This window comes from Streptomyces mexicanus (genome assembly GCF_902506575.1).
In the GTDB taxonomy this organism is placed as follows: Bacteria; Actinomycetota; Actinomycetes; order Streptomycetales; family Streptomycetaceae; genus Streptomyces; species Streptomyces mexicanus.
In genome coordinates, this window is the sequence record NZ_LR732544.1 from 1,483,308 (window position 1) to 1,505,085 (window position 21,778).

The following is a 21,778-nucleotide window of genomic DNA, read 5'->3' on the forward strand; positions in this document are numbered from 1 at the left end:
GCGGTGTTCGAGCGGTGCGGTGACCGCTCGAACACGCCTGGGCGGAGGGGACTCGACCGGTCAGACCAGCCGCGAGGGTGCCAGTGCCTCGGTCATCAGCCGGAAGCCCTCGCGCCAGGTCCACTGGTCCGGTCCGGTGATGCGCTTGCGTTTGCCGACGTCGAGCGCGATCCCGGGCTGGCTGCCCGGAATCCCGGCGTACTCGATGACCGGCTTTCTGCCGACGAGCTCGCCCAGATACGCGCACCACTCCTGGGCCGTGACGACCTCGTCGCCTCCGAAGTTGACGACGTTCGGCGAAGAGTCGGCGCTCGTGAGCAGCCGCCCGACGTGTCGGGCGATGTCGTCCTCGAAGATCGGGCTGTACGGCGCGGGGTCGTGGCGCAGGACCACCGGCTCTCCGGCGACGATCCGCGCCAGGTGCTTGCTCGGCAGGCCACCCCCCGGACCGTACGAGGCGTTCATGCGCCCGATCACGATCTTCACACCGTACGCCCGGGCGACATAGCGCGCCATCGCCTCCTGGGCGACCTTGCACACGCCGTAGCCGGGTGTGGACGGGCTGACCGGGTCGCCCAGCGGATCGGTCTCGACGTAACGGTGCCAGGCATCCGGATGGGGCTTGTAGACGCCGGTGGTGGACATCACCAGGGCGGACTGGACGTTGCGGAAGTGGGACAGCAGGAGCCCGGTGCCGACCGCGTTCACATCGAGGGCGAACTCGTAGTCGGATGTGCTGCCCAGATGGGCGGCGAGGTGGAGCACATGATCGAAGTCGGGGGGAAGGCCGGAGAAGTCCGGGTCGACGAGATCCACCTTCGCCGTGTGGACTCCGGCTTCCTCGAGCGTGCGACGCCTTTGCTCGTCACCGAAGCGGGCGATGCCCCAGACCTCGTTGTGCTCGGCCAGGCGTTTGGCGAGCGCATGAGCGATCTGGCCGGAAGCACCGGTGACAAGGAGCTTCTTGCCGGTGATGGTCGGCTGGTACGTCGTCACCATGGCATCGAGGACCCGCCGTTGAGCCGGATCGCCTGCCCGGTCACCCAGGACGAGGCATCGGAGGCGAGATACAGCACGGCGTACGCCACGTCGGCCGGCCTGCCGGTGCGCCCCAGCGGAGACATCGCCGCCCGTGATTCCATGCGCGTACGCAGAGACTCCTCGTCGGTCGCCGCACCTTCCTCGCCGGCCACGTTGAGCTGCCTCGTCAGCGGCGTGAGCATCCAGCCGGGAGCGATCGTATTGACCCGGACCCCCGCGCTGCCCCATTCGATCGCGAAATTTCGGGTCATCTGCCGCACCGCCGCCTTGGTCCCGGCGTAGGCGAGGATCTGCGGGGCGGGCCTGTCGATCGCCTCCGAGGCGATGTTGACGATGCTTCCTGAGCCTTGTTCCAGCATGATCCGGCCCGCCGCCTGGCAGCCGAAGAGCACGCCCTTGAAGTTGACCGCGACGATGGCGTCGATGTCCTCGGCCGGGAACTCCAGCGCGGTCGACCGGCGCTGGATGCCCGCGTTGTTGATCAGGACGTCGAGCCTGCCCTTACGGGCCGCGACGTCAGCGGTGAGTTCATCGAACGCGGCCTTGTCGGTGACGTCGAGGCAGGCCGTTTCGCCGTCTCCACCGCGCGCCTTGACGATCTCCATCGTCTCGGTGGCGTCCTTCACGTCGGCGGCGACGACGTAGGCCCCGGCGGCAGCGAGAATCTCCGCACACCCCCGGCCCACACCACCGGCGGCCCCGGTGACGACTGCGACCCTTCCGGTCAGACGGAAGATTCCCAGCGGGTCGTCGGGCAGTTCCGCCTCTGCGGGAGCGGTCACTTGTTCACGAACCCGGCGTCGACGGGCAGGGCGACTCCGGTGACGTACCGGCCGGAGTCGCCGACGAGGTAGAGCACCGCCTGTGAGATGTCGATCGGCTCGACCATACCCACCGGCATCGGATTCGCCATGTGCTTGGCGCGGGCCGGGTCGCCGTTGATGAACGCCGTCATCGCCTCGTTCGTCGCCATCATCGTGTTGACGGCCGTCGGGACGACCGCGTTCACGCGGATCGACTCGGGAGCGAGCGCATTGGCCATCGAACGCATCAGGCCGAGCAGCCCGGCCTTCGCGGCGCCGTACCCGCCCCCGGCCCCTCCGTAGCCCGAGAAGCCCTTCAGTCCCGAGCTCGAGCTGATGAGGACGACCGCGCCGCCCCGACCGCCCGCCTGGATGTGGGGAACGGCGGCCTTGGCCGCGATCCACGCACCGGTCAGGTTCACGTCGACCACTGCGCGCCAGATCTCGACGTCCTCCTCCTCGCTCCGCTCCGCCCAGCTCATCGGGGCGATACCGGCGTTGCTGATCGAGATGTCGAGGCGCCCGAACTCCTCGACACCCTTGTCCACGGCGGCCTTGACCTGGCCGAAGTCGCGGACGTCGGCCTTGAGCGCCACCATCCGGCGACCCGCCTTCTCCACGAGCGCGCGCGTCTCCTGGAGCTCTTCGTACGTGCCGAGCGGGTAGGCGTTGTAGGGGTTGTCCTCGCAGACGTCGATGCCGATGATGTCGGCACCCTGCTCAGCGAGGAGCACGGCATGACTGCGGCCCTGGCCGCGCGCCGCACCCGTGATGAAAGCGACCTTGCCGTCAAGCTGACCCATGTGCGGCTCCCTGCGTCCGGTGGATCGGAACAATCAGTAAACTGATACTACCGTTTAGCACGATCTCGATACGCGCGTCCACACCTCTTCCGCAGTTGCGACGCCGATCGCGATGTGCAGGCTCCGCCCGCCGACGCTCGTTCTTCGTGATCCCGTCGCGCCGGCAACAACCGAGGACAGTCACGATGGGCCGCCCGTCCCCCGCCGTGACCCGAATCGCCGCAGTGCTCGCGTAGTCCCCGATGACCTGAGCCGCGGCACCGGTCTGCGGATCACCTTGACGCGGGTGATCGGCGAGCACATCATCGTCGAAGCGCGCGCCGGTGACCCCGCCCCTGGGGATGACCGTCCAGGTTCGCCAGTGGCTCCCCATCGCCGCACCGGTCTTCGACGTCGACAGCAGTGGCGCTCGCTGTCTCCGCCCTCAACCAGGGCGCCGAGCGCGCCGGGCGCGAGGTACTCGCCGGCGGACGGGGCTCCTGACCCGCGAGCTGGTCCGGTCACCACATCGATCCACTGACGCACGCCCGCGACCTCGATCCCAGACTACGAGGGGAACCCGCATGACAACCCTGGCCGAGTTCGAAACCCTGTGCGGCAAGGTCCGTAACTGGGGGCGGTGGGGGGCCGACGACCAGCGCGGCACACTGAACCTGATCGACCGGGCGAGCCTTCGCCGGGGCCTGGCAGCGGTGGAGACCGGCGAGGCCCTCAGCCTCTCCATGCCGTGGCAGCTGAAGGGGCCGCAGGACGGCAGCGGCATCCCGGGCCGTATCAATCCGGTGCGCACGATGCTCGGCATCAACACGCCGATGGGTCCGGATCCCGCGGCGGCGTACAGCGACGACATCGTCGTGATGCCCCTCCAGGCCGCGACCCATTGGGACGCGCTCTCCCATGTCAGCTGGCGCGGACGCATGTACAACGACGTGGCAGCGGACGCTGTCTCGGTGGCCGGCGCGGCCCGCCTCGCGATCGACACCTTCGGACCGGTCGTGACGCGGGGCATCCTGCTCGACGTCGCACGCCTCGAGGGGGCGGATCGGCTGCCGGGGGGATTCGAGGTCACCGCCGCACATCTCGACGCCTGTGCACGCGATGCCGGGATCGAGGTGCGGCCGGGGGACATCGCGCTGGTGAGGACCGGGCACATCCAGCTCTTCCACGCCGGCGACATTCACGGCTACCACACCCCGACGCCCGGCCTCGGCATCGACACCGCGGCCTGGTTCCATGAGCACGGGGTGGCCGCGGCCGCGACGGACACGATCGCGTTCGAGCTGCTGCCCGCCCGTTGTCCCGAGCTGGTGCTCCCCCTCCATGTCCTGTGCCTGGTGATGATGGGGATGCCCCAGGGGCAGAACTTCGACTTCGAGGAGCTGTCCCGGGCCTGCGCCGCCGATGGCCGCTATACGTTCCTCTTCGAGGCGACCCCGTTGCCGTTCCGGTGCGGCACGGGTGGCCCGATCAACCCGGTCGCGGTGCGCTGAGTCGCTGTCAGCCACGATGCAGGCGGTGCGTCGGCGCTCGGGTGGCCGCACGCTGCCCCCGGAGCGACGACCAGGGGCAGCGTGCGGCACCGGCCGTCCGCGCTCAGGTGGAGCTCGGCCGTCAAGCCGCCCTGCAGGAGCAGACGCTCCCAGGTTCCGTCCGCCGACCACAGCCGGTGCCGTTCGCAGACCGTCTTCCGCGGGCCGAGCCGTGCGGGCAGGTCACGCCACTGGACACCACAGTCCGTACCCGGCGCAGAATCGCGTCGAAGACCTGCCCGGTGACCCGCCACCTGCCACAACGCCTGTTACTGACCGGCAGGAACGGCCCCAGCCGTTCCCTCGACACCTGTCAGATCTCCCCGCCCATGTCCACATCAACGACCAGCCCCGCGCAGCAGTCACATGATCGTCCGGACAAGTCCCGGCCCTAGCCGGCGAACGGGTCGAACGGTTCCTTGCTCACCAGCTTCCCGTCCTGGATCACGGCCGGGAAGGCCTCGGTCGCGACCACACGTGGGTAGCCGGCGATGGGACCGGACTTGTCGAACGACAGATGGTCGATCCACATGAACTCCATGTCGTGGACCTTGTCGAGGGCCTGGACGAGCGAGGTGCTCGTGACGCCACCATCGATCCCTTTCGCGACCTCGGCGAACAGATGGACCGCAGCGTAGGACCGGAGTCCGACGCCCGCGTACACCTTCTCCGACGGCTCGTACTTCTTCATCGCCGCGATGTACTGCTTGCCCCACGGGTTCGCCTCGTCGGCGCTGGGCGTCCCGGCGACGACATAGGTCCCGGCAGCGGCGTCGCCGCCCTCCGCGGCCACCTTCGGGGTGACACTGCCGGCGCTGGCGACCACCTTCAGGTTCGAGCCGGTGCTCTCCATCGCTTTCCACAGTTTCGTGGTCCACTCCGCCGCCAGGGACGACACGATCGCCTGTGCGCCCGACTTCTTCGCCGCAGCGACGTACTGGCTGAAATCGACGGTGTCGGTCGGGATCTCCGCAGAGTAGACGATCTTACTCCCGGACAGTTCAGCCCCTTTCTCCACATACTTCTTGGTCTCGCCGGCATTTGCGAACTCGATCTGGATCAGGGCGATCTTGGTTGCGCCCAGGTACTTCTTGGCGACCGCGGGCATCGCGGTGTAGCCCGGCACGCCCGAGTCGATGAGGTAGTTCATCGGGCTTCGGGCGTCGGCCGGAGTCAGGGCGTCGGCCCCGATCGAGGGTATCTTGGCGCTCTGCAGCACCGGCATCACCTGCGCCCCGAACGCGGAAAGCGAACCGACGACGGCGACCGCATGCTCCTGCACAGCTCGCTGCGCGCATCGCACGGCCTCGTTCGGGTCGTACTTCTCGTCGCACGTCTCGAGTTCGAGTTTCCGGCCGTTGATCCCACCTGCGGCATTGACCTCGTCGACCGCGGCCTGCGCCGACGTCTTCATGTAGGGCAAGGACGCGGTCTGCGACTCGTAAGGCGCGAACTGGAAGATCTTGACCGGACCGCCACCGGACTGACCGCCACCGCTCCCGCATCCCGTCAGAGTCAGTGTGGCGACCGTTGCGCCGACCGCCACCATCGCCAATGTTCGCTTCATGTCCGCCCCTCGGGTGCTCTCTGGCCACGGGTCACTCTCAAGATGTGGGTTTATTAGTTGTATCATTTTGTTAATTGCTAGGCGAGAGTCGTCGAGCCTGAATCCCGACCGGCATCCCTCGCGTCCCGAACGCGGCACTCCCTGTGCACAGGACATCGGCGCCCAGTGCGCTGCGGTCCGTACGAAGCATCCGCGACGTAGGCTCGTATGCCGGAGGCAGGGAGCAATGAAGGTGACGGAGTCGGTGGCGGGCGGATCAGGCAGGGCACGGAGCCAGCGTGGACACGGCGAGCAGTTGCGCGGCGAGATCCTGGCCGCGGTCAACAGCCTGCTCGCCGAGTGGGGCAGTGCCGACAGACTGACCATCCGCGCGGTCGCCAAGCAGGTGGGCATCGCACCTCCGAGCATCTATCTGCACTTCAAGGACAAGGCCGAACTGGTGTGGGCGGCACTGTCGGACAAGTACGGCGACCTGGTCGGCCGGATGGCCGCCGCGGAGACGGCATGCACAGCGGCCGACCCGCGCGAGCCGCTGCGGGCGCAGGCTCACGCCTACTGCCGATTCGCGCTGAGCAATCCCGGCCACTACCGGCTCATGTTCGAGGTGCCCCAGCCCGCGGTCGAGGTCTCGAGGATCAGCGGCCATCCGGCCCGCCACGTGTCCGCCCGGCTCCGTGCGGGATTCCTCCGCTGTCAGGAGGCCGGATACGCGCTGTCGCTGCCGGTCGAACAGGCGGCCCAGACATTGTGGGCGGGACTGCACGGCGCCATTTCGCTGCACCACAGCCTGTTCGACGACGAGTCGACCGACGCGCTCCTCCTGCTGCTCTCCGACGGCTTGATCGACTCACTCGTCGCCGGCACACCGGGCGTCTCGCCGCCCTTCGCGACCGCCCCCGCCGAGACGGCGGCATCGCGGCAGATCAAGGCCATCCTGTCGGGAGCGCAGCAGCACGGCGAGTAGCCGTACGCCCACCGCCGGCCGTCTTTTCGGACCTTCACAGTTCTGCCACTTCAACCCCCTCGGGACTGGTTGCATCCCCTCCGAACGGGAGTACAGTGCTGGGTGAACTTAGTTAGGTTACTAGGGCAACTAATTTCAGCCCTTCTCCCACTCACGTCCCCCGCACGCGCGGCTTGACTGAGGTGATCCCCAATGAAGATTTCCATCGACTTCGACAAGTGCTGCGGTGCGGGCCAGTGCGTACTGGCCGCCCCGGAGGTCTTCGACCAGCGGGACGAGGACGGGGTCGTGGTCCTCCTCGATCCCAACCCCCCGTCCGAGCAGGAGGAGAACGTCCGGCAGGCCGCCGCGGTCTGCCCCGCGGCCGTGATCAAGGTGGAGCAGTGACTGCCCGGAGGCCGTCAAGGATCGCCGTCGTCGGTGCCTCGGCGGCCGGTCTGAGCACCGTGGAGGGATTGCGCCGCCAGGGCTACGCCGGACCGCTCACGCTGATCGGCGAAGAGGAACACCTCCCCTACGACCGGCCACCGCTGTCCAAGCAGCTGCTGTCCGGCGCCTGGGACACCGCACGTCTCCAGCTGCGCAGCGCGGACGACATCGAAGCGCTCGGCCTCGACCTGCGTCTGGGATCGCCGGCGGTCGCGCTGGACACCCGCAGGCAGGAGGTCGCTCTCGCCGACGGCAGCCGCGTCGGCTACGACGCCCTGGTGGTGGCCACCGGTATGCGGGCCCGTCGCCTGCCCGGTACCGAGGGGGTGCCTGGCGTGCACGTCCTGCGCACTCTGGAGGACGCCCTCGCCCTGCGCGAGGCCCTCGCCGCCAAGCCGCACCTGGTCGTGGTCGGAGGCGGTTTCATCGGTGCGGAGGCCGCCGCTGTGGCGCGTGGCCTCGGCTGCGGCGTCACCCTCGTCACCGACACCGCACAGCCCATGGGGGATGCTCTCGGTGACGAGCTGGGGGCCATGCTGCGCGCCGTTCACACCGAAAACGGCGTCCGCATCGCGACCGGCGTCCTGGTCGACCAGGTCATCACGGACGGCGGGCGGGCCCGTGGGGTCCGTCTGGCCGACGGCCGCATCCTCGCCGCGGACGCCGTCCTGGTCGGCATCGGTGCTCAGCCCAACGTGGAATGGCTCGCCGGCAGCGGCATCCCCATCGGGAACGGGGTGCAGTGCGACGCCACGCTCTATGCCGGTTCCGGAGTGTGGGCGGTGGGTGACGTCGCCTGCTGGCCGCATCCGCGCACTGGTGAGCCTTTGCGCATCGAACACCGTACGAACGCGGCCGAGCAGGGCCTGGCGGTCGCCCGCAACATCCTGGCCGGGCCGGAACTGGCCACCCCCTTCGACTCGGTCCCCTACGTCTGGTCCGACCAGTACGACCTGAAGATCCAGATCTACGGCCGCACCCGGGGCGCCGACGAGGTGCGGATCGTCCAAGGCAGCTTCGACGACGGCAAGCTGGTCGCCCTCTACGGCAAGAACGGCCGCGTCTGCGCCGCCGTAGGCATCAACATGATGCGGGCCCTGCGCGGCTACCGGGCCCAGGTCGCCCAGGCCGCCGTACTCGACGAAGTGGAGAACGCGGCATGACGGACAACGACGAAGCGGACAACCTGCGTGCCGGTGTGGTGGGTCTCGGCGCGATCGGCGGCGGAGTCGCCGTCAGCATGGCCCGGTGCGGCCGCGTTCCCGCGGTCTACGACATCAGGCCGGACGCCTCGGCGAACCTGGCCGGCGTGCCGGACCCGCTCGGCTCCCCGGCCGAGGTGGCCAAGTCCAGCGACGTGGTGATGGTCGCCGTGGTCAACGCCGAACAGGCCCGCGAGGTCATCGGCGGCGAGAACGGTCTTCTGTCGGCCGCCCACCCGGGCCTGGTGATCGTCCTGCAGGCCACGGTCGCGCTGCCGGTCGTCCACGAACTGGCCGCCCTGTGCGCCAAGAGCGGTGTCCGCTTCCTGGACTGCGGCGTCACCCCCGGTGACAGAGCCGCCGAGCACGGCATGGTCGCCATCGTCGGCGGTGACACCGCCACCGTGGAAGCGGCGCGGCCCGTCCTGGACGACTGGGCGAAGAAGGTCGTGCACTGCGGTCCGCTCGGCGCCGGCATGGCCACCAAGATCGCTCGCAACGTCATCACCTACGGCAGCTGGCGCGCCGTCCACGAGGCCGCCGACCTGGCCCGGGCCGCGGGCGTGGACGCGGCACGGCTGGCCGAGGTCGTCGACACAGCCGATCCCGAAGGGCGCACGCTGCTGCAACTGCTGGGCATGCGCGGACCCGACGGTCACCTGCCCGAAGCGGCCGGCCGCAAGATCGAACCGCTGATGACCAAGGATCTCGACGCTGCCCGTGAACTCGCCGCCGACCTGGGGCTGGACGTCCCTCTGGTCGATGCCGCCCGGGCCAACGTGCGGGCAACGCTGGACTTGGACGAGAAGACAGACGGGAAGCCGGCGTCCCACCCCCAGCAGGCTGTGCCGAGCGCTCCGGACGAGCTGCGCCGGTTCGGTCTGGCCATGATGGACGCGGCCTACGGCCCCGGCTTCAGCAACGCCATGCCCCGAGAGGGCGGTGATCCGTTCACCCAGGCGACGGCCGACTATCTCTTCGCCCAGGTCTGGGCCCGCCCCGGTCTGTCCGTCCGTGACCGCCGGCTGCTCACCCTCGGCGTCGCCGCGACCGTCGGCCGTGCCGATCTCATCGAGATCATCGCGAACGGCGGCCTGGTCAACGAGGAACTGACCCCCGACGCACTCCGCGAGGCTGTGCTCCACCTGGCCGCCTACACCGGCTGGTGCAAGGCGACCGCCGTCCACGCGGGCGTCACCGCAGCCATCAACGCCCACACCCCCCACCAGGAGCAGAAATGACGCAGGACCTCATCCAGCAGCCTGTCACCCGTGACCCCGCCAATCCCTTGGACCCGCCTGCCGAGTTCACACAGCTGCGCGAGGACCAGCCCATTGTCAAGGTCCGTTTCCCCAACGGCACGACCGGCTGGCTGGTCACTCGCTTCGAAGAGGGCAGCCAGGTCTTCAGCGACCCGAGGCTCAGTGCCAAGCCCCCCCGCCACGACACCCCCGAGGGTGACGTCGCGGAGGCCGGCAAGAACCATCCGTTCGAATCGGTGCTCGTGATGATGGACGAGCCCGAGCACGGTGTCTACCGGCGGCTGCTCAACTCCCGCTTCACGCCCAAGGCCGTACAGCGCCAGCTCCAGCCCTACATCGACAAGATCGTCGACGAGCACCTGGACGCCATCGCCGCAGGACCGGAGACCTTCGACTTCGTCCAGGCCATGGCTCTGCCCATCCCCTGTCTGGTGATCTGCGAGCTGCTCGGCGTCCCCTACGAGGACCGTGACGGCTTCCACCACGCCACCGTCGCCATGATGGACATGGCCAACAGCCGCGAGGAGCGTGACAAGGGCGCCCACTGGCTGGTCGACTACATCACCCGCCTGGTCGCCGAGAAGCGCCGTACCAGCGCGAGCGACGGACTTCTCTCCAAGCTGATCGCCAAGACCGGCGGTGAGGACGGAATCCTGACCGAGGGGCAGCTGATCGGTCTGAGCGTGCTGCTGCTGTTCGCCGGACACGACACCACCGCCGCCATGCTGGGCCTGTCCACCCTCACCCTCCTTACCCACGACGAACAGCGGCAGGACCTGATCCAGCACCCGGAGAAGATCGGCAGCGCGGTCGAGGAACTGCTGCGCTACCTGACCATTGTCCAGTTCGGGCTCGGCCGGGTGGCCAAGGAAGACCTGGAGATCGGCGGCGCCCAGATCAAGAAGGGTGACCTGGTGGTGGTCGCCATGAACGCGGCCAACCGCGACGCACGTGCCTTCGACGACCCCGACGCCCTGGACATCGACCGCAAGATCACCCGTCACCTCGCCTTCGGCTACGGCGTCCACGCCTGCCTGGGTCAGAACATCGCCCGCGCGGAGCTCAAGACCGTCCTGCCCAAGCTCTTCCAGCGCTTCCCCGACTTGCGCCTCGCCACTCCGCTCGAACAGGTTCCGATGGACTTCACCGGCACCAACTACGGTGTGCGCAAGCTCATGGTCACCCGCTAGATGTATCGCGAGCGTAGCTGACGCCGGTCGGGCTGGAGCATGGCGAAGACCTCCGTGGTGGAGCTGCCTGGAAGCGCACCACACGGAGGTCTTCGTGTCCCACCGGTTCCGTCCCCTCCCGCCCCGTCCGCATGGCCCGCTGGCCGGTCCTGAGCGTTCCGTGAGCCCGGCCATCGGCCGTGGAGAAGGAAGACGGCGGCGGCATCGATGTCCTGGGACGCCCGGAAATCACCAGGCGCACCGGGATCAGCAATCCAGACCCGCGCAGACGATCCCCATGGCTCTTCCCAGCGCGTCGTGCTGGTCCGGTGTGCCGGGCTCGCCGTCCGGGGCTTCGGACAGCGCCCAGTCCTCCATGGCCACCCGGAGAGCACTGTTGACCATCGTCGCGCGCACCCGCACGTCGAGACTGTCCGCAGGCAGGCCGAGGCGGGTGGCGATGACCTCGGCGAGGACGTCCTCCGCTCTGTAGTGCACCTGCAACCAGACGGCCATGATCGAGGGCTCATTGCGGGTGAGGCGGATCAAACTGCGCAGCGCCTGCAACTGCCCGGGCTCGTACGCCTCGTCGTGAGCGGCACCGCGATCGCGCCGGGCCACATCGGCGAGCGGGCGGCCGGGCGGGAGTTCGACGAGCCGACGGGCCATCCGGTCCAGTCCTCGCGTCAGCAGCGGACGGACACACTGCTCCTTGGTCGGGAAGTACCGCCACAGCGTGCGTGTCGAGATGCCGACGGCCCGCGCGATGTCCTCGCCGGACGTCCTCTGCACCCCGTGTTCCGCGAAGAGCCGGACCGCCTCGTGAGCGATCTCGAGCCGGGTGGCCTCCTTGCGGCGCTCGGTGAGCGGGGGCCTGCCGGGCCGGGAGGTCGGCGCGTCTGCGCCGGCCCCGGCCCTGTCCGGCCCACTGGGCGCCCTCATCGCGGTCTCCTCCTCCGTTGGACCGGTACCCCGCGCACCCCGGGGCGCGAAGCCACGAAACGTAACGATGCAACTTACATTACGTCGTTTCGACAAGCTGCCGCAAAATGACAGTGTGACGTTCGGCGCCTTTGTGGCACTCCGCGCCAATAATTGGCTACGTTGGGGTCACCCGGACGGTGACATCAGTCCGGACGCACGCAAAGGAGCACGTCATGGCCGACACAGGTCTTTCAGGACGCACCGTTGTCGTCACCGGTGCTGGTTCCGGCATCGGCCGCGCGACCGCGCTGCGCTTCGCCCGAGAAGGCGCGAAGGTACTGGTCGCCGATCTCAACGCCGAGGGCGCCAAGAAGGCGGTGGCCGAGATCGAGAGCCAGGGCGGCAGCGCGGTCGCCGTCGTGGGCGACCTGAGCCGGCCAGAGGTGGTGAACGAGGTCGTGACCACCGCGATGGAAACCCTCGGCGGTCTCGATGTCCTGGTGAACAACGCCGGCATCATGGACCGGATGTCCGCGGCGGCCGACACCGACGACGCCGAGTGGGACCTGGTGCTGCGCGTCAACCTCACCGCCCCGTTCCAGCTGACCCGTGCCGCGTTGCCGCACATGCTGGAAGCGGGCAAGGGCGCCATCGTCTTCACCGCGTCCGAGGCGTCGCTGCGCGGCAGCGCCGCAGGCACGGCCTACACCGTCTCCAAGCACGGCATCGCGGGCCTGACCAAGTCCCTCGCCGTGATGTACCGCGACCAGGGAATCCGCGTGAACGCCATCGCACCGGGCGGCACCGCCACGGCGATCAAGGTCGACGCGCAGGACGGCGCGCACGGGCCCGCCGTCATCGGTTCCTACGCGAACAACGTCGGACGGCCCGCGGCGGCGGAGGAGCAGGCTGCCGCGATCGTCTTCCTGGCCTCGGACGCGGCGAGCAACATCAACGGCGTCATCCTCCCGGTCGACAACGGCTGGTCCGCCGTCTGACCTGCCTTCTGCCCCTCGACGGCGCTGCCTCCGGTCCCCGGTTGCAGCGCCGGAACAACTGAGACCGCCCCGGCCGCTCGTCGACCACGGAACCGCGGGCTCGCACGGCGCCGCAGCGCCAGTGCCCGCACCGACGACGACCGGGGCTTGCCGCTGCGCGGTCCCGGCGCGCGGCACTGCCCGCAGGCGGCGAAGCCGAAGCACAGGCCTCCCGCAACCCGGCACCCACCTGGCCGCGGACTTCCTCACCCGTGGGACCCCGGACGTGTCCCGGTCCGGGGTCCCACGGATGACAGGTACTGACGCGCCATCCGGTCAGCGGTTCTTCCACTGATGGTCAGCCAGGACGCGATCGAGGGCATGACGGCCTTCGCCCAAAGGCGCCGCCCGCAGCATCACCGCGGCCGGGCTGCGGCTGAGGTCGGCGCGCTCCATCAGATCGCGCTCGCGCAGGTCGGCATGGCCGTGCAGGAACACCCACCGCTCCTCGGGCACACCCAGCCGGCGCGCGGTGCTCACCGACATGACCAGCACGGCCGCCCCCTGGTTCACCTTGTCCCGGGCGACCACGTACCGGGGGTAGGGGTCGGCGATCATCCGGTTCTTCTCGGTCACGGTGACCAGCTCCTCCGCGGAGCGGCGCACCGGGGCCGACGCATGCGGGTTCTTCGCCGCCACCTCCGTGAACGGCGCGAACAACGCGCCCATACCGGCCGCGTACTCCTCCCGCGACTGCCCGTGATGCCCGAGCCGATGCGCAGCGCCAGACGGGCGGCGATCTCCTTGCCCTCGGCGGAGGACGGGCACCAGAGCGGTGAGCGGCGCGACGAGTGACGTCGCGCCGCTCTACCAGCCCGGGTACCGCGGTCCGTGGCGAACTCCCCCGCCCTGCTGAGCGGGTGGTCAGCGCGGAAGCCCGAGCCCCCGCGCGATCATGCCGCGCTGGATGTCGTTGGTGCCGCCGCCGACGACGTACATGACCGACAAGCGCAGTCCGTACTCGAAGGAGCCGCCACCGGGGACGCCGGGCACCGACGCGGACAGCGCAGCGTCGGGACCGAGGATGTCGAGGACCGCCTCGCCGAAGCGCTCGGCGAGTTCACCGCCCATGACGCCCGCCATCGGGGCGGCGAGCTTGGCCGTCGCCGCCGCGTCCTGGGACGTCGAGCGGATCGCCGAGGCCACCAGGGCGCGTGTGGCCTGGACGCCGACGGCGAGCTCCTTCAGCAGCGCGCGCTTGGCCGAGCCACGGGGTCCGACGACGCCCTGCGCGTCCTCGCGGACGCAGGCGAGGAGGTCGTCGAGCTGACGGTGCAACTCGGCGGCGATGTTGCCCATGGTGATGCGCTCACCGGCGAGGGCGTCGACGATCACCTTCCAGCCGCCGTTCACCTCGCCCACCCGCATGCTGTCGGGGACGCGGACATCGTCGTAGAAGACGGTGCAGGAGATCTCACCGGACAGCGCGCGGTGCTGCTGCACGGTGATGCCGGGGGTGTCCATCGGGATCAGGAAGACGGAGATGCCGGCATGGCGGGGCTGCGCGTCGGGGTCGGTGCGGACCGCGAGCCAGACCCAGTCCGACTGGTGGCCGCCGGTCGTCCACAGCTTCTGTCCGTTGATGACCCAGTGGTCGCCGTCCCGGACCGCGCGGGTGCGAAGGGAAGCGAGGTCCGATCCGGCCTCCGGTTCCGAATAGCCCAGGCAGAAGGCGAGTTCTCCCTTACGGATCAAGGGAAGAAAGGTGTCCTTCTGCTCCTGGGTGCCGTGCCGCAGGATGGAGTTGCCCAGCAGGTTCACCGCGCCGAGGGCCTTACTCAACGGCGCCCGGTGGTAGGCCGTCTCCTCGTTGAGGACGACCTGTTCGGCAAGAGAAGCGCCCCGGCCGCCGGCCTCCTCGGGCCAGGCGAAACCGAGCCACCCCTTCTCGGCGACGGCACGTACCATGTCCTGGTCGATGGCCATGGTGCCGCCACCGAGCCGGTCGGAGAACCGGTCGAACAGCTCGCGGACCTCGGCGCGGAACCGCTCACCGGTCTCGCCCAGGTCGGCGTCGGGCAGCGAGCCCGAGCCCTCGGCCAGTACGTCGGCGACATCGCCCGCGGCCCTGACGAGCGTCTGCAGCCGGACGACGTCGCCGTGCACCCGGCGGAACAGCCAGGGAGCGTCGTGCTCCTCGAAGTATCCGATGGCGGCGAGCGTGTGGTGGGCGCCGAGCTGTACGCGCGGGGCGGCGGCGAGGACGTGCTCGACGGCCAGCTCGGCAGTGAGCAGCCGGTCGTCCTTGCCCCGCTCGAACGCGCGGACCGCGTCGGCGAGCAGCAGGTTGCCGGCGCTGATGTCGATCTGGCAGGTGGCGGTGCGCTGCTGAACAGCACCGAAAGAGCCTATGACCTTGCCGAACTGACGACGCTCCTTGGCGTGCTCGACGGCCATCTCGTGGGCCCGCTCGGCGGCCGCCAGGGCGCGGACCGCCAGTTGGAGCCGCAGCAGGACGACGGCCTCGTCCGCCTCCTCGGCGGTGATCTCTGTGGTGGCTTCCACGGCGCCGACTGAAGCGGTGAGCCAGGCGGGAACGGCCAGTCCCTCGGTTTCCGTGACGGACTCGAGGGAGCGCAGTACGGCGGTGCCGCCCGCGGCCGGTACGAGCAGCAGATGGGTGGCCTGGCGCGCGGCGTCCGCGTACCGCACCCGGGTCACGGAGCTGTCGCCGGTGGCGGCGATGACGCGGATTTCGCCCGAGGCGATCCTGTCCGCCAGGAGGTCGTCGTGCGCGAAGAGACGGATCGCGGCGAAGCCGTCGAGGATCGGCAGCGGGCAGGCGACGCGACCCAGCTCGCGCACGGCCGCGACGGCGGCTCCCAGTGCTCCGTCGGCCCCGAGCTCGAACCAACCGTAGTCCGCCGCGGCGTCCCACAGCTTGCCCAGGTCGGCCGTAGGGGCGACATGAGGTGCTTCCCAGTTGCGGGCCAGAGTGCCGCGTACGCTGTCGGCGAACGCGGCGATTTCCTCCGAGGCCATGAGCGTGAACGAAGCGTCGGCAGACATGCGGTTCCTCCGGGTGTGCTTGGGCAGAGAGCGGTTCAGGGAATGGCGCGCCGGGTCGGCGACGGGCCGATCCGCGACCCAATAGCTGAACGGGCCCCGTCTGTAACGGACTCTAAAACAGACGGAAGCCGTACAGCAATGGAAACGGCGAACGATTCCTGAAGGCCGGTGCGGCCTCCTGCGAGCCGAAGCCGTGCCTACCGCCTTACCACCGGTCGTGCGCCGGCACGTGTTTTTTTCCGACACGTGCAGAGCGCGGAAACGGCGATGTACGCCGTCGAAGTCTCGATGCCACGGTGTGCTGGTAACGGGACAGCCGGGCGCCGACGCCCGCCTCGACACAACGCCGTGGAGTAGGCACCGTGGCCAAGAACGCACTGCCCCTGACGGGGGTCAGGGTCCTCGACCTGACGAACGGAAAGGGCGAACTGGGCACGCGCCTGTTCGCCGACCTGGGCGCGGACGTGATACGCGTCGAAACCCTCGGTACCGATCGCAGCCGGTCGCGCGGACCCGTCATCGACGGTGTCAGCCTGTACCACCAGGTCTTCAACGCGAACAAGCGGTCCGTCGCCCTGGATCTGGGCTGGGCGCAGGACCGGGCCGAGTTCTTCGACCGCCTCGTGCCGAACGCGGACATCTGCTTCACCTCGCTGGCTCCCGCGGAGCAGACCGCGCTCGGCGTCGAACCGGCGACCCTGCTGGCGCACAACCCGACCCTGGTCGCCGTCTCCCTCACCGACTACGGCCTCACCGGTCCGTACCGTGACTGGGCGGGCACCGAGTGGACACACCTGGCGCTGGGCGGCGTCCTCTCCCGGTCCGGCGACCCGGGCCGCGAACCTCTTCTGCCCCCGCTCGACCTCGCGCTCCAGACCGCGGCCGTCCAGGCCGCGTGGTCGGCATTGCTTGCCTACTGGAACCGTCTGGAGACCGGGGCCGGCGACGCGGTGGAGGTCTCCGTCTTCGAGAGCGTGGTGCAGGCCATCGACCCGGGCTGGGGCATGGGCGGGTCGGCGACCGGGGGTGTGCCGGCCAGCGAGGGCCCCCGCGGCAGGATCGACGACGGCCACAAATACCCCTTCTTCCCGTGCGCCGACGGTGCCGTGCGCCTGACCCTGCTGAGCCCGCGACAGTGGCGGGGCATGTTCGCCTGGATGGGCAGCCCCGAGCAGTTCGCCGACGAGCGCTGGAACGACCTGGTGGTGCGGTTCCGGGAGAGCCACGTCCTCTACCCGGCGATCGGCGAGATGCTGAAGCCGAAGACACGCGCGCAGATCGTGAAAGAGGCCCGACGGTACGGCGTGGCAGCCGCTGCCGTGCTGACCCCGCAGGAGGTGATCCACAACGAGCACTTCGCCGCCCGGTCCGTCTTCACCCGGCCGCCCCTGGCCGGTGGCCGCGCCGTCGCCGTGGTCGACGGAGTGGTGGAGATCGACGGTGTACGGGCCGGGTACCGCACGGCAGCTCCGGCGATCGGCAGGGACACCGAAAAGGTGCTGGCCGACCCGGGTGGAAGCCGGCCGGACCCCCTACCCGTCACGCCGGGTGCACGTGCACCGTTCGAGGGACTGCGCGTGCTGGACCTCGGGGTCATCGTCGCGGGCGGTGAGGCCGGCCGGCTCTTCGCGGACCTCGGCGCCGAGGTCCTGAAGGTGGAGAACCTCATGTCGCCCGACGGCTCTCGCCAGTCACTGGACGGCAGCGCGATGACACCGATCTTCGCCTGGGGCAACCGCAACAAGCTCGGTTTCGGGCTCAACCTCAAGGACATCCGCGGACACGACCTCTTTCTGAGGCTCGCGGCCTGCTCCGACGTGGTCCTCAGCAACTTCAAGCCCGGCACCCTTCACAAGCTCGGTATCTCGTACGAGCAGTTGAAGGAGGTCAACCCCGGCATCGTCGTCGTGGAGTCGTCCGCGTACGGCCACACCGGGCCCTGGTCCGGCAACCCGGGCTACGGTCCCATGGTGCGCAGCGCGGTCGGCGTCACCGGGCTGTGGCGCTACCCGGAGGACGAGCACCGCTTCCAGGACGACACCACCATCTACCCGGACCACGTCGCGGCCAGGATGGCGGTTTTCGCTGCCGTGGCGAAGCTCGTCGAACGGCGCAGAACGGGGACCGGCGGCACGGTGCACCTTGCTCAGACGGAGGTTGTGCTCGGTCAGCACGCGCATGTCTTCGCCGCCGAGTCCCTGGTTCCCGGAACGACGGTCGCCGTCGGCAACGCCGGACCTGGTGACGCGCCCCGGGGCGTCTACCCGGCCGCGGGCCACGACGAGTGGCTGGTCGTCGACGTCCAGGGAGACGACCAGTGGCGGCGCCTCGCCGAGGTGACCGGCCTCGACGCCTCCCGCTGCCCCGATGCGGCGGCGCGGGTGGCCCACAGAGCGGAGATCGACGCACATGTAGCCGCCTGGTCCGCCGTGCTGGCGCCCGAGGAGAGCATGGAACGGCTTCAGGAGGCCGGCGTTCCAGCGGCGAAGATGATGCGCATCACCGACTTCCCCGAAAACCCGCACCTGGTAGCCCGGCGGACCTTCCGCCCGGCGCAGCACCCGCTGATCGACCGGCCGATGCCGAGCGAGAACCTGCCGGGCCTGTTCAGCCGCGTGCCCGACCCCGAGCTGCGGCCCGCACCGCTCCTCGGACAGCACACCCGCGAGGTCGCCACCCGTGTCCTGGGGCTGGACGACACGACCGTGGACGAGCTGTTCGCGGCGGGGGTGCTGCAGCAGGACCCGCGGGTCGCCGAACTGTTCGTGTCCACGGGGGAGTAGCTGGAACGCGGGTGGCGCCTCACCGTCCGTCCGAGCCGCGCAGCTGGTCGCCTCGATGCTGGAGAGGGCGGGAGTCACCCGCACCGAGCGCCTCCATGGGCGCCGGGAGGTGTGGAGATCTCCCGCGAGGTGCTGCTGCGCGGATTGGTGACGTTCGTACGCGACGTGCCGGGAGCTTCTCTGCCGTCCCTGAGACGACCTCCCGATGGCGAAGATCCGCCAGGGACACCCTGTCCCGTCGGGCGAGCGGATCGTCGGCCCTGACCGCGACGGCCAGCGGGTAGCGGAGCCACGGCACCACACTCAGCCGGTGACGTCCGGGGTGTCCGGCGACCGCTTCGGACCAGAATCGTCCTGCCGGTCCACATGCCGACTTCAGAACGGTCCCTGGGCCGAGTCGGCGGGCGGTGAGGGAAAGGTGCCGTGCAGCGGTCCGAAGACCGGTGCACGGACCCCTGGGGGCGTACGGCTCAGTCCTCGACGGCGAGGGCGAGGCGCTCTGCGGCCTCGGCGAAGTCCTCGGCCATCTCGTACACCACGTCACGAGCGGGCCGCACCCGGTTCATCAGGCCCACGCCCTGCCCGACCCAGTAGGTGGCAAGCTCCTGCGCGCCGGAGTCGCCCTTCTCCGCGAGGGTGTCGACGTAGCGCAGGGCCGGCTCGCTGACCAGTGACTGCAGCGGCATCGGCAGCGCGCCCGGGCTGTCCGGGCTCTCCCAGGCGTCGGTCCAGGCCGACTTGAGCTGACGCGAGGGCTTGCCGGTGCGCCCCTTGGAGCGGACGGTGTCGCGCGAGGACGCGGCGAGCATCTTCTGCACGGTGTACGGCGCCGTCTCCGCCTCCTCGGTGGTGAGCCAGACGGAACCGGTCCAGGCGCCGGCCGCCCCCAGCGCGATCGCCGCGGCCATCTGGCGGCCGGTCACGATGCCGCCGGCGGCGAGCACCGGAACCTCCCGGATCGGGCGGATCGCCTCGATCACCTCGGGGATCAGCACCATCGTGCTGACCTCTCCGCAGTGGCCGCCGGCCTCGGTGCCCTGCGCGATCAGGATGTCCACACCCGCGTTGACCTGCTTGACAGCATGCTCCTTGGCGCCGACCAGCGCGGCGATCGGCACCCCCTCGGCCTTGGCACGGTCGATCATGTACTGCGGGGGCACACCCAGGGCGTTGGCGATCAGCTTCACCGGGTGGCGGAAGGTGACGTCGAGCAGTTCCTCCCCGATGGTGTCGCTCATCCCGCCGCCCTGCCACACCGGCTCGGCCGGGAGCCGTACGCCGTGCCTGGCGAGCAGTCCGTCGACGAACGCGCGCCGGTCGGCCGGCACGCGCTCGGCCAGCTGCTCGACGGTGAGGTTCTGTCCCTTGCCCTCGAATTTCTCCGGCACGACGATGTCGGCGCCGTAGGGCCTGCCGTCGACGTGCTCGTCGATCCAGGCGAGTTCGTACTCCAGCTGCTCCGGCGTGTGGGACGAGGCGCCCAGCACGCCGAACCCGCCGGCGTTGGTGACGGCCGCCACCACGTCGCGGCAGTGGCTGAAAGCGAGCAGCGGCAGCTCGATGCCGAGCATCTCGCAGATCGGGGTCTTCATCAGAGGTGATCCTTCCCGTGCGGGGACGGCGCGGGTGTCGTCGTGGACACTCCGTGTCGTTCGGACCATAAAACGAGACGGAAACCGTCCGCAATAGGTTGCGGACGGTTTCCGTCCAGAAGTTTGCGAGAATCGCCGTCATGAGTACATCCCGCGAAACGGCCGCCGGACAGCGCAGGACCGCCGGTCGGCCACGAGATCCCGGCGTGGAGAGCCGCGTGCTGGCCGCGGCTCTGGACGTCTACGCGGACCATGGGTGGTCGGGCTTCACCTTCGATGCGATCGCCCGGCGGTCCGCGGCAGGCAAGGCGGCCCTCTACCGCCGCTGGCAAAACAAGGAGGAGCTGCTGCTCGCCGCACTGGAAGCCCACGCGATGGTGGTCGAACCGATCGACACCGGCACCGTCCACGACGACCTGCTGGTCGTCGCTCGCGAGCTGTTCGCCGTGTATCTGCAGGGTTCGGTCGGACTCGCCTCACTGCGCTTGTTCGTGGAGGCTCGGGCGCATCCCGACCTGCTGGCGAAGTCGTGGTCGCGGGTCAACGCGGCGCGTGTGAGAGCCGCGCGGACCATGATCCGCCGCGCCGTGGAGCGCGGTGAGCTCCCCCCGGACACCTCGGCGACCGTCCTGCTGGAAGCCCTCAGCGGCGGGGGGATGGCCCACGTGCTGGCGACGCCGGCCGGGCCGGACCGGGGTATGGACGAAGGCGACGAACGTTTCCTCGCCGCCCTCGTCGACCTCGTCCTGCGGGGGGCCCGCTGCCGCTGCCCGAGGTCCGGCTGCGGATCCTGACCCCGGCCCGGCGTGAGCGGCGGGCCGGGGTGGCTACGGCCCGCTCAGCACCGAGGTGAGGACGAAGTCCACGAAGTGCTCCGCGTAGTCGGCCATCGCCTCGGCGGTGAGCGGGCCCAGTGCCGGCGGAACCGTCAGCGCGTGGTTCATCGCCCCGCCGCACACCGCGTCGAGGAGAAAGGTGACCGAGGTGTTCTCGGGGAGCTCCCCGCGCCGAATGCCGCGGCGCACGATGGCGCGTGCCGCGAGGATCTGTGCCTGGGCCATGTCCTCGTACCGTTCGGCCAGTCCCGGGATCCCTCGCGCCTCGATCCCGAGGCGCAGTGCGGCCTGGCCCCGTTCCCCGGTGTACAGCGTCAGAAGCTGCTGGACCAGCTCGACCAGGTCGCCGCGGACGGTTCCGGTGTCGACGTCGCTGATGCGGCCCATGCGCAGCTTCAGTGCCTCGACGAGAAGCTCCTCCTTGTTGCGCCAGCGCAGGTAGACGGAGGCCTTGCCGACGCCCGCCAGCCGGGCCACGGCCTCGATACTGAAGGACGCCCACCCCTTCCGTCCGAAGAGCTCGACGGCGGCGTCGGCGATCCGGTGATCGACCTGGTCGTCGCGCGGACGTCCCGGGCTGGGTCTGGGGGTGGCAGTCATGCGCTCATCTTCCATCCTGACGCTATTGCTGAACGAGGCTCGTCCGATTACAGTCTAATTGCGGACGGGCCCCGTTCAATTAATGCTTCCGGCGGTACTGCCGTAGTGAGGGCGCGAGTGTCGATCAGCGGTCATCGAGTCCCGGACGACGCCGATGGCCTGTGGTTGCCGTCGTCAGCACCTGCCGTCGCACCCGCTCCGCCGAGAACCGCACCATCGCCTCTCCGT

General features: G+C 69.7%; 20 protein-coding genes. 10 read left to right on the forward strand and 10 right to left on the reverse strand.

Going from position 1 to position 21,778, the window contains the following annotated elements; genetic code table 11:
- Positions 1 to 60: 60 nt before the first annotated feature.
- The 3 genes from GV126_RS06715 to GV126_RS06725 are packed head-to-tail and all read right to left on the reverse strand — an operon-like array spanning position 61 to position 2,647.
- The gene (locus GV126_RS06715; RefSeq protein ID WP_159663571.1) at positions 61 to 999 is read right to left on the reverse strand and encodes an NAD-dependent epimerase/dehydratase family protein; all 939 of its coding nucleotides are present in this window, start codon (positions 997 to 999) and stop codon (positions 61 to 63) included.
- Positions 993 to 1,823, reverse strand: a complete 831-nt coding sequence (locus GV126_RS06720) for an SDR family NAD(P)-dependent oxidoreductase (protein WP_328707329.1) — start codon at positions 1,821 to 1,823, stop codon at positions 993 to 995. The genes GV126_RS06715 and GV126_RS06720 overlap by 7 nt, the downstream gene beginning before the upstream one ends.
- Positions 1,820 to 2,647 (reverse strand): mycofactocin-coupled SDR family oxidoreductase, encoded by an 828-nt coding sequence (locus tag GV126_RS06725; protein WP_159663573.1) that lies wholly within the window; start codon positions 2,645 to 2,647, stop codon positions 1,820 to 1,822. The genes GV126_RS06720 and GV126_RS06725 overlap by 4 nt, the downstream gene beginning before the upstream one ends.
- A 563-nt stretch (positions 2,648 to 3,210) precedes the next feature.
- Here GV126_RS06725 and GV126_RS06730 point away from each other — a divergent pair.
- On the forward strand, positions 3,211 to 4,137 hold the full coding sequence (locus GV126_RS06730) for a cyclase family protein (RefSeq protein WP_159663575.1): 927 nt from the start codon (positions 3,211 to 3,213) through the stop codon (positions 4,135 to 4,137).
- Here GV126_RS06730 and GV126_RS37610 read toward each other — a convergent pair.
- A complete protein-coding gene (locus GV126_RS37610) occupies positions 4,056 to 4,430 on the reverse strand; it encodes a transposase (RefSeq protein ID WP_419796015.1) in 375 nt (124 codons plus the stop codon). The two genes, GV126_RS06730 and GV126_RS37610, sit on opposite strands and share 82 nt — an antisense overlap.
- Before the next feature lie 137 nt (positions 4,431 to 4,567).
- Positions 4,568 to 5,743: an ABC transporter substrate-binding protein gene (locus GV126_RS06740; RefSeq protein ID WP_159663579.1), complete on the reverse strand. Its 1,176-nt coding sequence runs from the start codon at positions 5,741 to 5,743 to the stop codon at positions 4,568 to 4,570.
- Positions 5,744 to 5,969: 226 nt separating this feature from the next.
- Between GV126_RS06740 and GV126_RS06745 the strand changes: the two genes are divergently transcribed.
- From GV126_RS06745 to GV126_RS06765, 5 genes are all read left to right on the forward strand, one after another.
- Positions 5,970 to 6,707 carry a TetR/AcrR family transcriptional regulator gene (locus GV126_RS06745; protein ID WP_159663581.1) on the forward strand — a complete coding sequence of 246 codons (738 nt, stop codon included), beginning with the start codon at positions 5,970 to 5,972 and terminating at the stop codon, positions 6,705 to 6,707.
- A 192-nt stretch (positions 6,708 to 6,899) separates the two neighbouring features.
- A complete protein-coding gene (locus tag GV126_RS06750) occupies positions 6,900 to 7,094 on the forward strand; it encodes a ferredoxin (RefSeq protein WP_159663583.1) in 195 nt (64 codons plus the stop codon).
- Positions 7,061 to 8,299 (forward strand): NAD(P)/FAD-dependent oxidoreductase, encoded by a 1,239-nt coding sequence (locus GV126_RS06755; RefSeq protein ID WP_201299924.1) that lies wholly within the window; start codon positions 7,061 to 7,063, stop codon positions 8,297 to 8,299. Before GV126_RS06750 ends, GV126_RS06755 begins: the two co-directional genes overlap by 34 nt.
- The gene (locus tag GV126_RS06760; protein WP_159663587.1) at positions 8,296 to 9,579 is read left to right on the forward strand and encodes an NAD(P)-binding domain-containing protein; all 1,284 of its coding nucleotides are present in this window, start codon (positions 8,296 to 8,298) and stop codon (positions 9,577 to 9,579) included. The genes GV126_RS06755 and GV126_RS06760 overlap by 4 nt, the downstream gene beginning before the upstream one ends.
- Positions 9,576 to 10,790: a cytochrome P450 gene (locus GV126_RS06765; RefSeq protein ID WP_159663589.1), complete on the forward strand. Its 1,215-nt coding sequence runs from the start codon at positions 9,576 to 9,578 to the stop codon at positions 10,788 to 10,790. The genes GV126_RS06760 and GV126_RS06765 overlap by 4 nt, the downstream gene beginning before the upstream one ends.
- Before the next feature lie 246 nt (positions 10,791 to 11,036).
- Here the strand turns inward: GV126_RS06765 and GV126_RS06770 are convergent, their stop codons facing one another.
- Positions 11,037 to 11,711 carry a TetR/AcrR family transcriptional regulator gene (locus GV126_RS06770; RefSeq protein WP_159663591.1) on the reverse strand — a complete coding sequence of 225 codons (675 nt, stop codon included), beginning with the start codon at positions 11,709 to 11,711 and terminating at the stop codon, positions 11,037 to 11,039.
- A 215-nt stretch (positions 11,712 to 11,926) separates the two neighbouring features.
- Between GV126_RS06770 and GV126_RS06775 the strand changes: the two genes are divergently transcribed.
- Positions 11,927 to 12,691: an SDR family NAD(P)-dependent oxidoreductase gene (locus tag GV126_RS06775; protein WP_159663593.1), complete on the forward strand. Its 765-nt coding sequence runs from the start codon at positions 11,927 to 11,929 to the stop codon at positions 12,689 to 12,691.
- A gap of 315 nt (positions 12,692 to 13,006) precedes the next feature.
- On the opposite strand, the gene GV126_RS06780 is transcribed toward GV126_RS06775, so the two are convergent.
- On the reverse strand, positions 13,007 to 13,306 hold the full coding sequence (locus tag GV126_RS06780; RefSeq protein ID WP_201299808.1) for a hypothetical protein: 300 nt from the start codon (positions 13,304 to 13,306) through the stop codon (positions 13,007 to 13,009).
- A 1-nt stretch (position 13,307) separates the two neighbouring features.
- Between GV126_RS06780 and GV126_RS37120 the strand changes: the two genes are divergently transcribed.
- Positions 13,308 to 13,433 carry a hypothetical protein gene (locus GV126_RS37120; RefSeq protein WP_268977399.1) on the forward strand — a complete coding sequence of 42 codons (126 nt, stop codon included), beginning with the start codon at positions 13,308 to 13,310 and terminating at the stop codon, positions 13,431 to 13,433.
- Positions 13,434 to 13,594: 161 nt separating this feature from the next.
- Here GV126_RS37120 and GV126_RS06785 read toward each other — a convergent pair whose 3' ends face one another.
- Entirely contained in the window at positions 13,595 to 15,739 is a 2,145-nt protein-coding gene (locus tag GV126_RS06785) for an acyl-CoA dehydrogenase family protein (protein ID WP_201299809.1), read from the reverse strand.
- A gap of 362 nt (positions 15,740 to 16,101) precedes the next feature.
- On the opposite strand from GV126_RS06785, the gene GV126_RS06790 reads away from it, so the two are divergent.
- Positions 16,102 to 18,522 carry a CaiB/BaiF CoA transferase family protein gene (locus GV126_RS06790; protein ID WP_159663595.1) on the forward strand — a complete coding sequence of 807 codons (2,421 nt, stop codon included), beginning with the start codon at positions 16,102 to 16,104 and terminating at the stop codon, positions 18,520 to 18,522.
- Positions 18,523 to 18,992: 470 nt separating this feature from the next.
- Here the strand turns inward: GV126_RS06790 and GV126_RS06795 are convergent, their stop codons facing one another.
- A complete protein-coding gene (locus GV126_RS06795; RefSeq protein ID WP_159663597.1) occupies positions 18,993 to 20,114 on the reverse strand; it encodes an NAD(P)H-dependent flavin oxidoreductase in 1,122 nt (373 codons plus the stop codon).
- Positions 20,115 to 20,254: 140 nt separating this feature from the next.
- Between GV126_RS06795 and GV126_RS06800 the strand changes: the two genes are divergently transcribed.
- A complete protein-coding gene (locus GV126_RS06800; protein WP_159663599.1) occupies positions 20,255 to 20,908 on the forward strand; it encodes a TetR/AcrR family transcriptional regulator in 654 nt (217 codons plus the stop codon).
- A 33-nt stretch (positions 20,909 to 20,941) separates the two neighbouring features.
- On the opposite strand, the gene GV126_RS06805 is transcribed toward GV126_RS06800, so the two are convergent.
- A complete protein-coding gene (locus GV126_RS06805) occupies positions 20,942 to 21,550 on the reverse strand; it encodes a TetR/AcrR family transcriptional regulator (protein WP_159663601.1) in 609 nt (202 codons plus the stop codon).
- Positions 21,551 to 21,778: the final 228 nt, after the last annotated feature.

Bases quoted from the DNA above. Each gene is read 5' to 3' on its own strand.
- GV126_RS06805 (WP_159663601.1), bottom strand. From the start codon at position 21,550: ATGACTGCCACCCCCAGACCCAGCCCGGGACGTCCGCGCGACGACCAG.
- GV126_RS06745 (WP_159663581.1), top strand. From the start codon at position 5,970: ATGAAGGTGACGGAGTCGGTGGCGGGCGGATCAGGCAGGGCACGGAGC.
- GV126_RS06775 (WP_159663593.1), top strand. From the start codon at position 11,927: ATGGCCGACACAGGTCTTTCAGGACGCACCGTTGTCGTCACCGGTGCT.
- GV126_RS06785 (WP_201299809.1), bottom strand. From the start codon at position 15,739: ATGTCTGCCGACGCTTCGTTCACGCTCATGGCCTCGGAGGAAATCGCC.
- GV126_RS06730 (WP_159663575.1), top strand. From the start codon at position 3,211: ATGACAACCCTGGCCGAGTTCGAAACCCTGTGCGGCAAGGTCCGTAAC.
- GV126_RS06750 (WP_159663583.1), top strand. From the start codon at position 6,900: ATGAAGATTTCCATCGACTTCGACAAGTGCTGCGGTGCGGGCCAGTGC.
- GV126_RS06765 (WP_159663589.1), top strand. From the start codon at position 9,576: ATGACGCAGGACCTCATCCAGCAGCCTGTCACCCGTGACCCCGCCAAT.
- GV126_RS06725 (WP_159663573.1), bottom strand. From the start codon at position 2,647: ATGGGTCAGCTTGACGGCAAGGTCGCTTTCATCACGGGTGCGGCGCGC.
- GV126_RS06740 (WP_159663579.1), bottom strand. From the start codon at position 5,743: ATGAAGCGAACATTGGCGATGGTGGCGGTCGGCGCAACGGTCGCCACA.
- GV126_RS06715 (WP_159663571.1), bottom strand. From the start codon at position 999: ATGGTGACGACGTACCAGCCGACCATCACCGGCAAGAAGCTCCTTGTC.
- GV126_RS06760 (WP_159663587.1), top strand. From the start codon at position 8,296: ATGACGGACAACGACGAAGCGGACAACCTGCGTGCCGGTGTGGTGGGT.
- GV126_RS06770 (WP_159663591.1), bottom strand. From the start codon at position 11,711: ATGAGGGCGCCCAGTGGGCCGGACAGGGCCGGGGCCGGCGCAGACGCG.
- GV126_RS06800 (WP_159663599.1), top strand. From the start codon at position 20,255: ATGAGTACATCCCGCGAAACGGCCGCCGGACAGCGCAGGACCGCCGGT.
- GV126_RS06795 (WP_159663597.1), bottom strand. From the start codon at position 20,114: ATGAAGACCCCGATCTGCGAGATGCTCGGCATCGAGCTGCCGCTGCTC.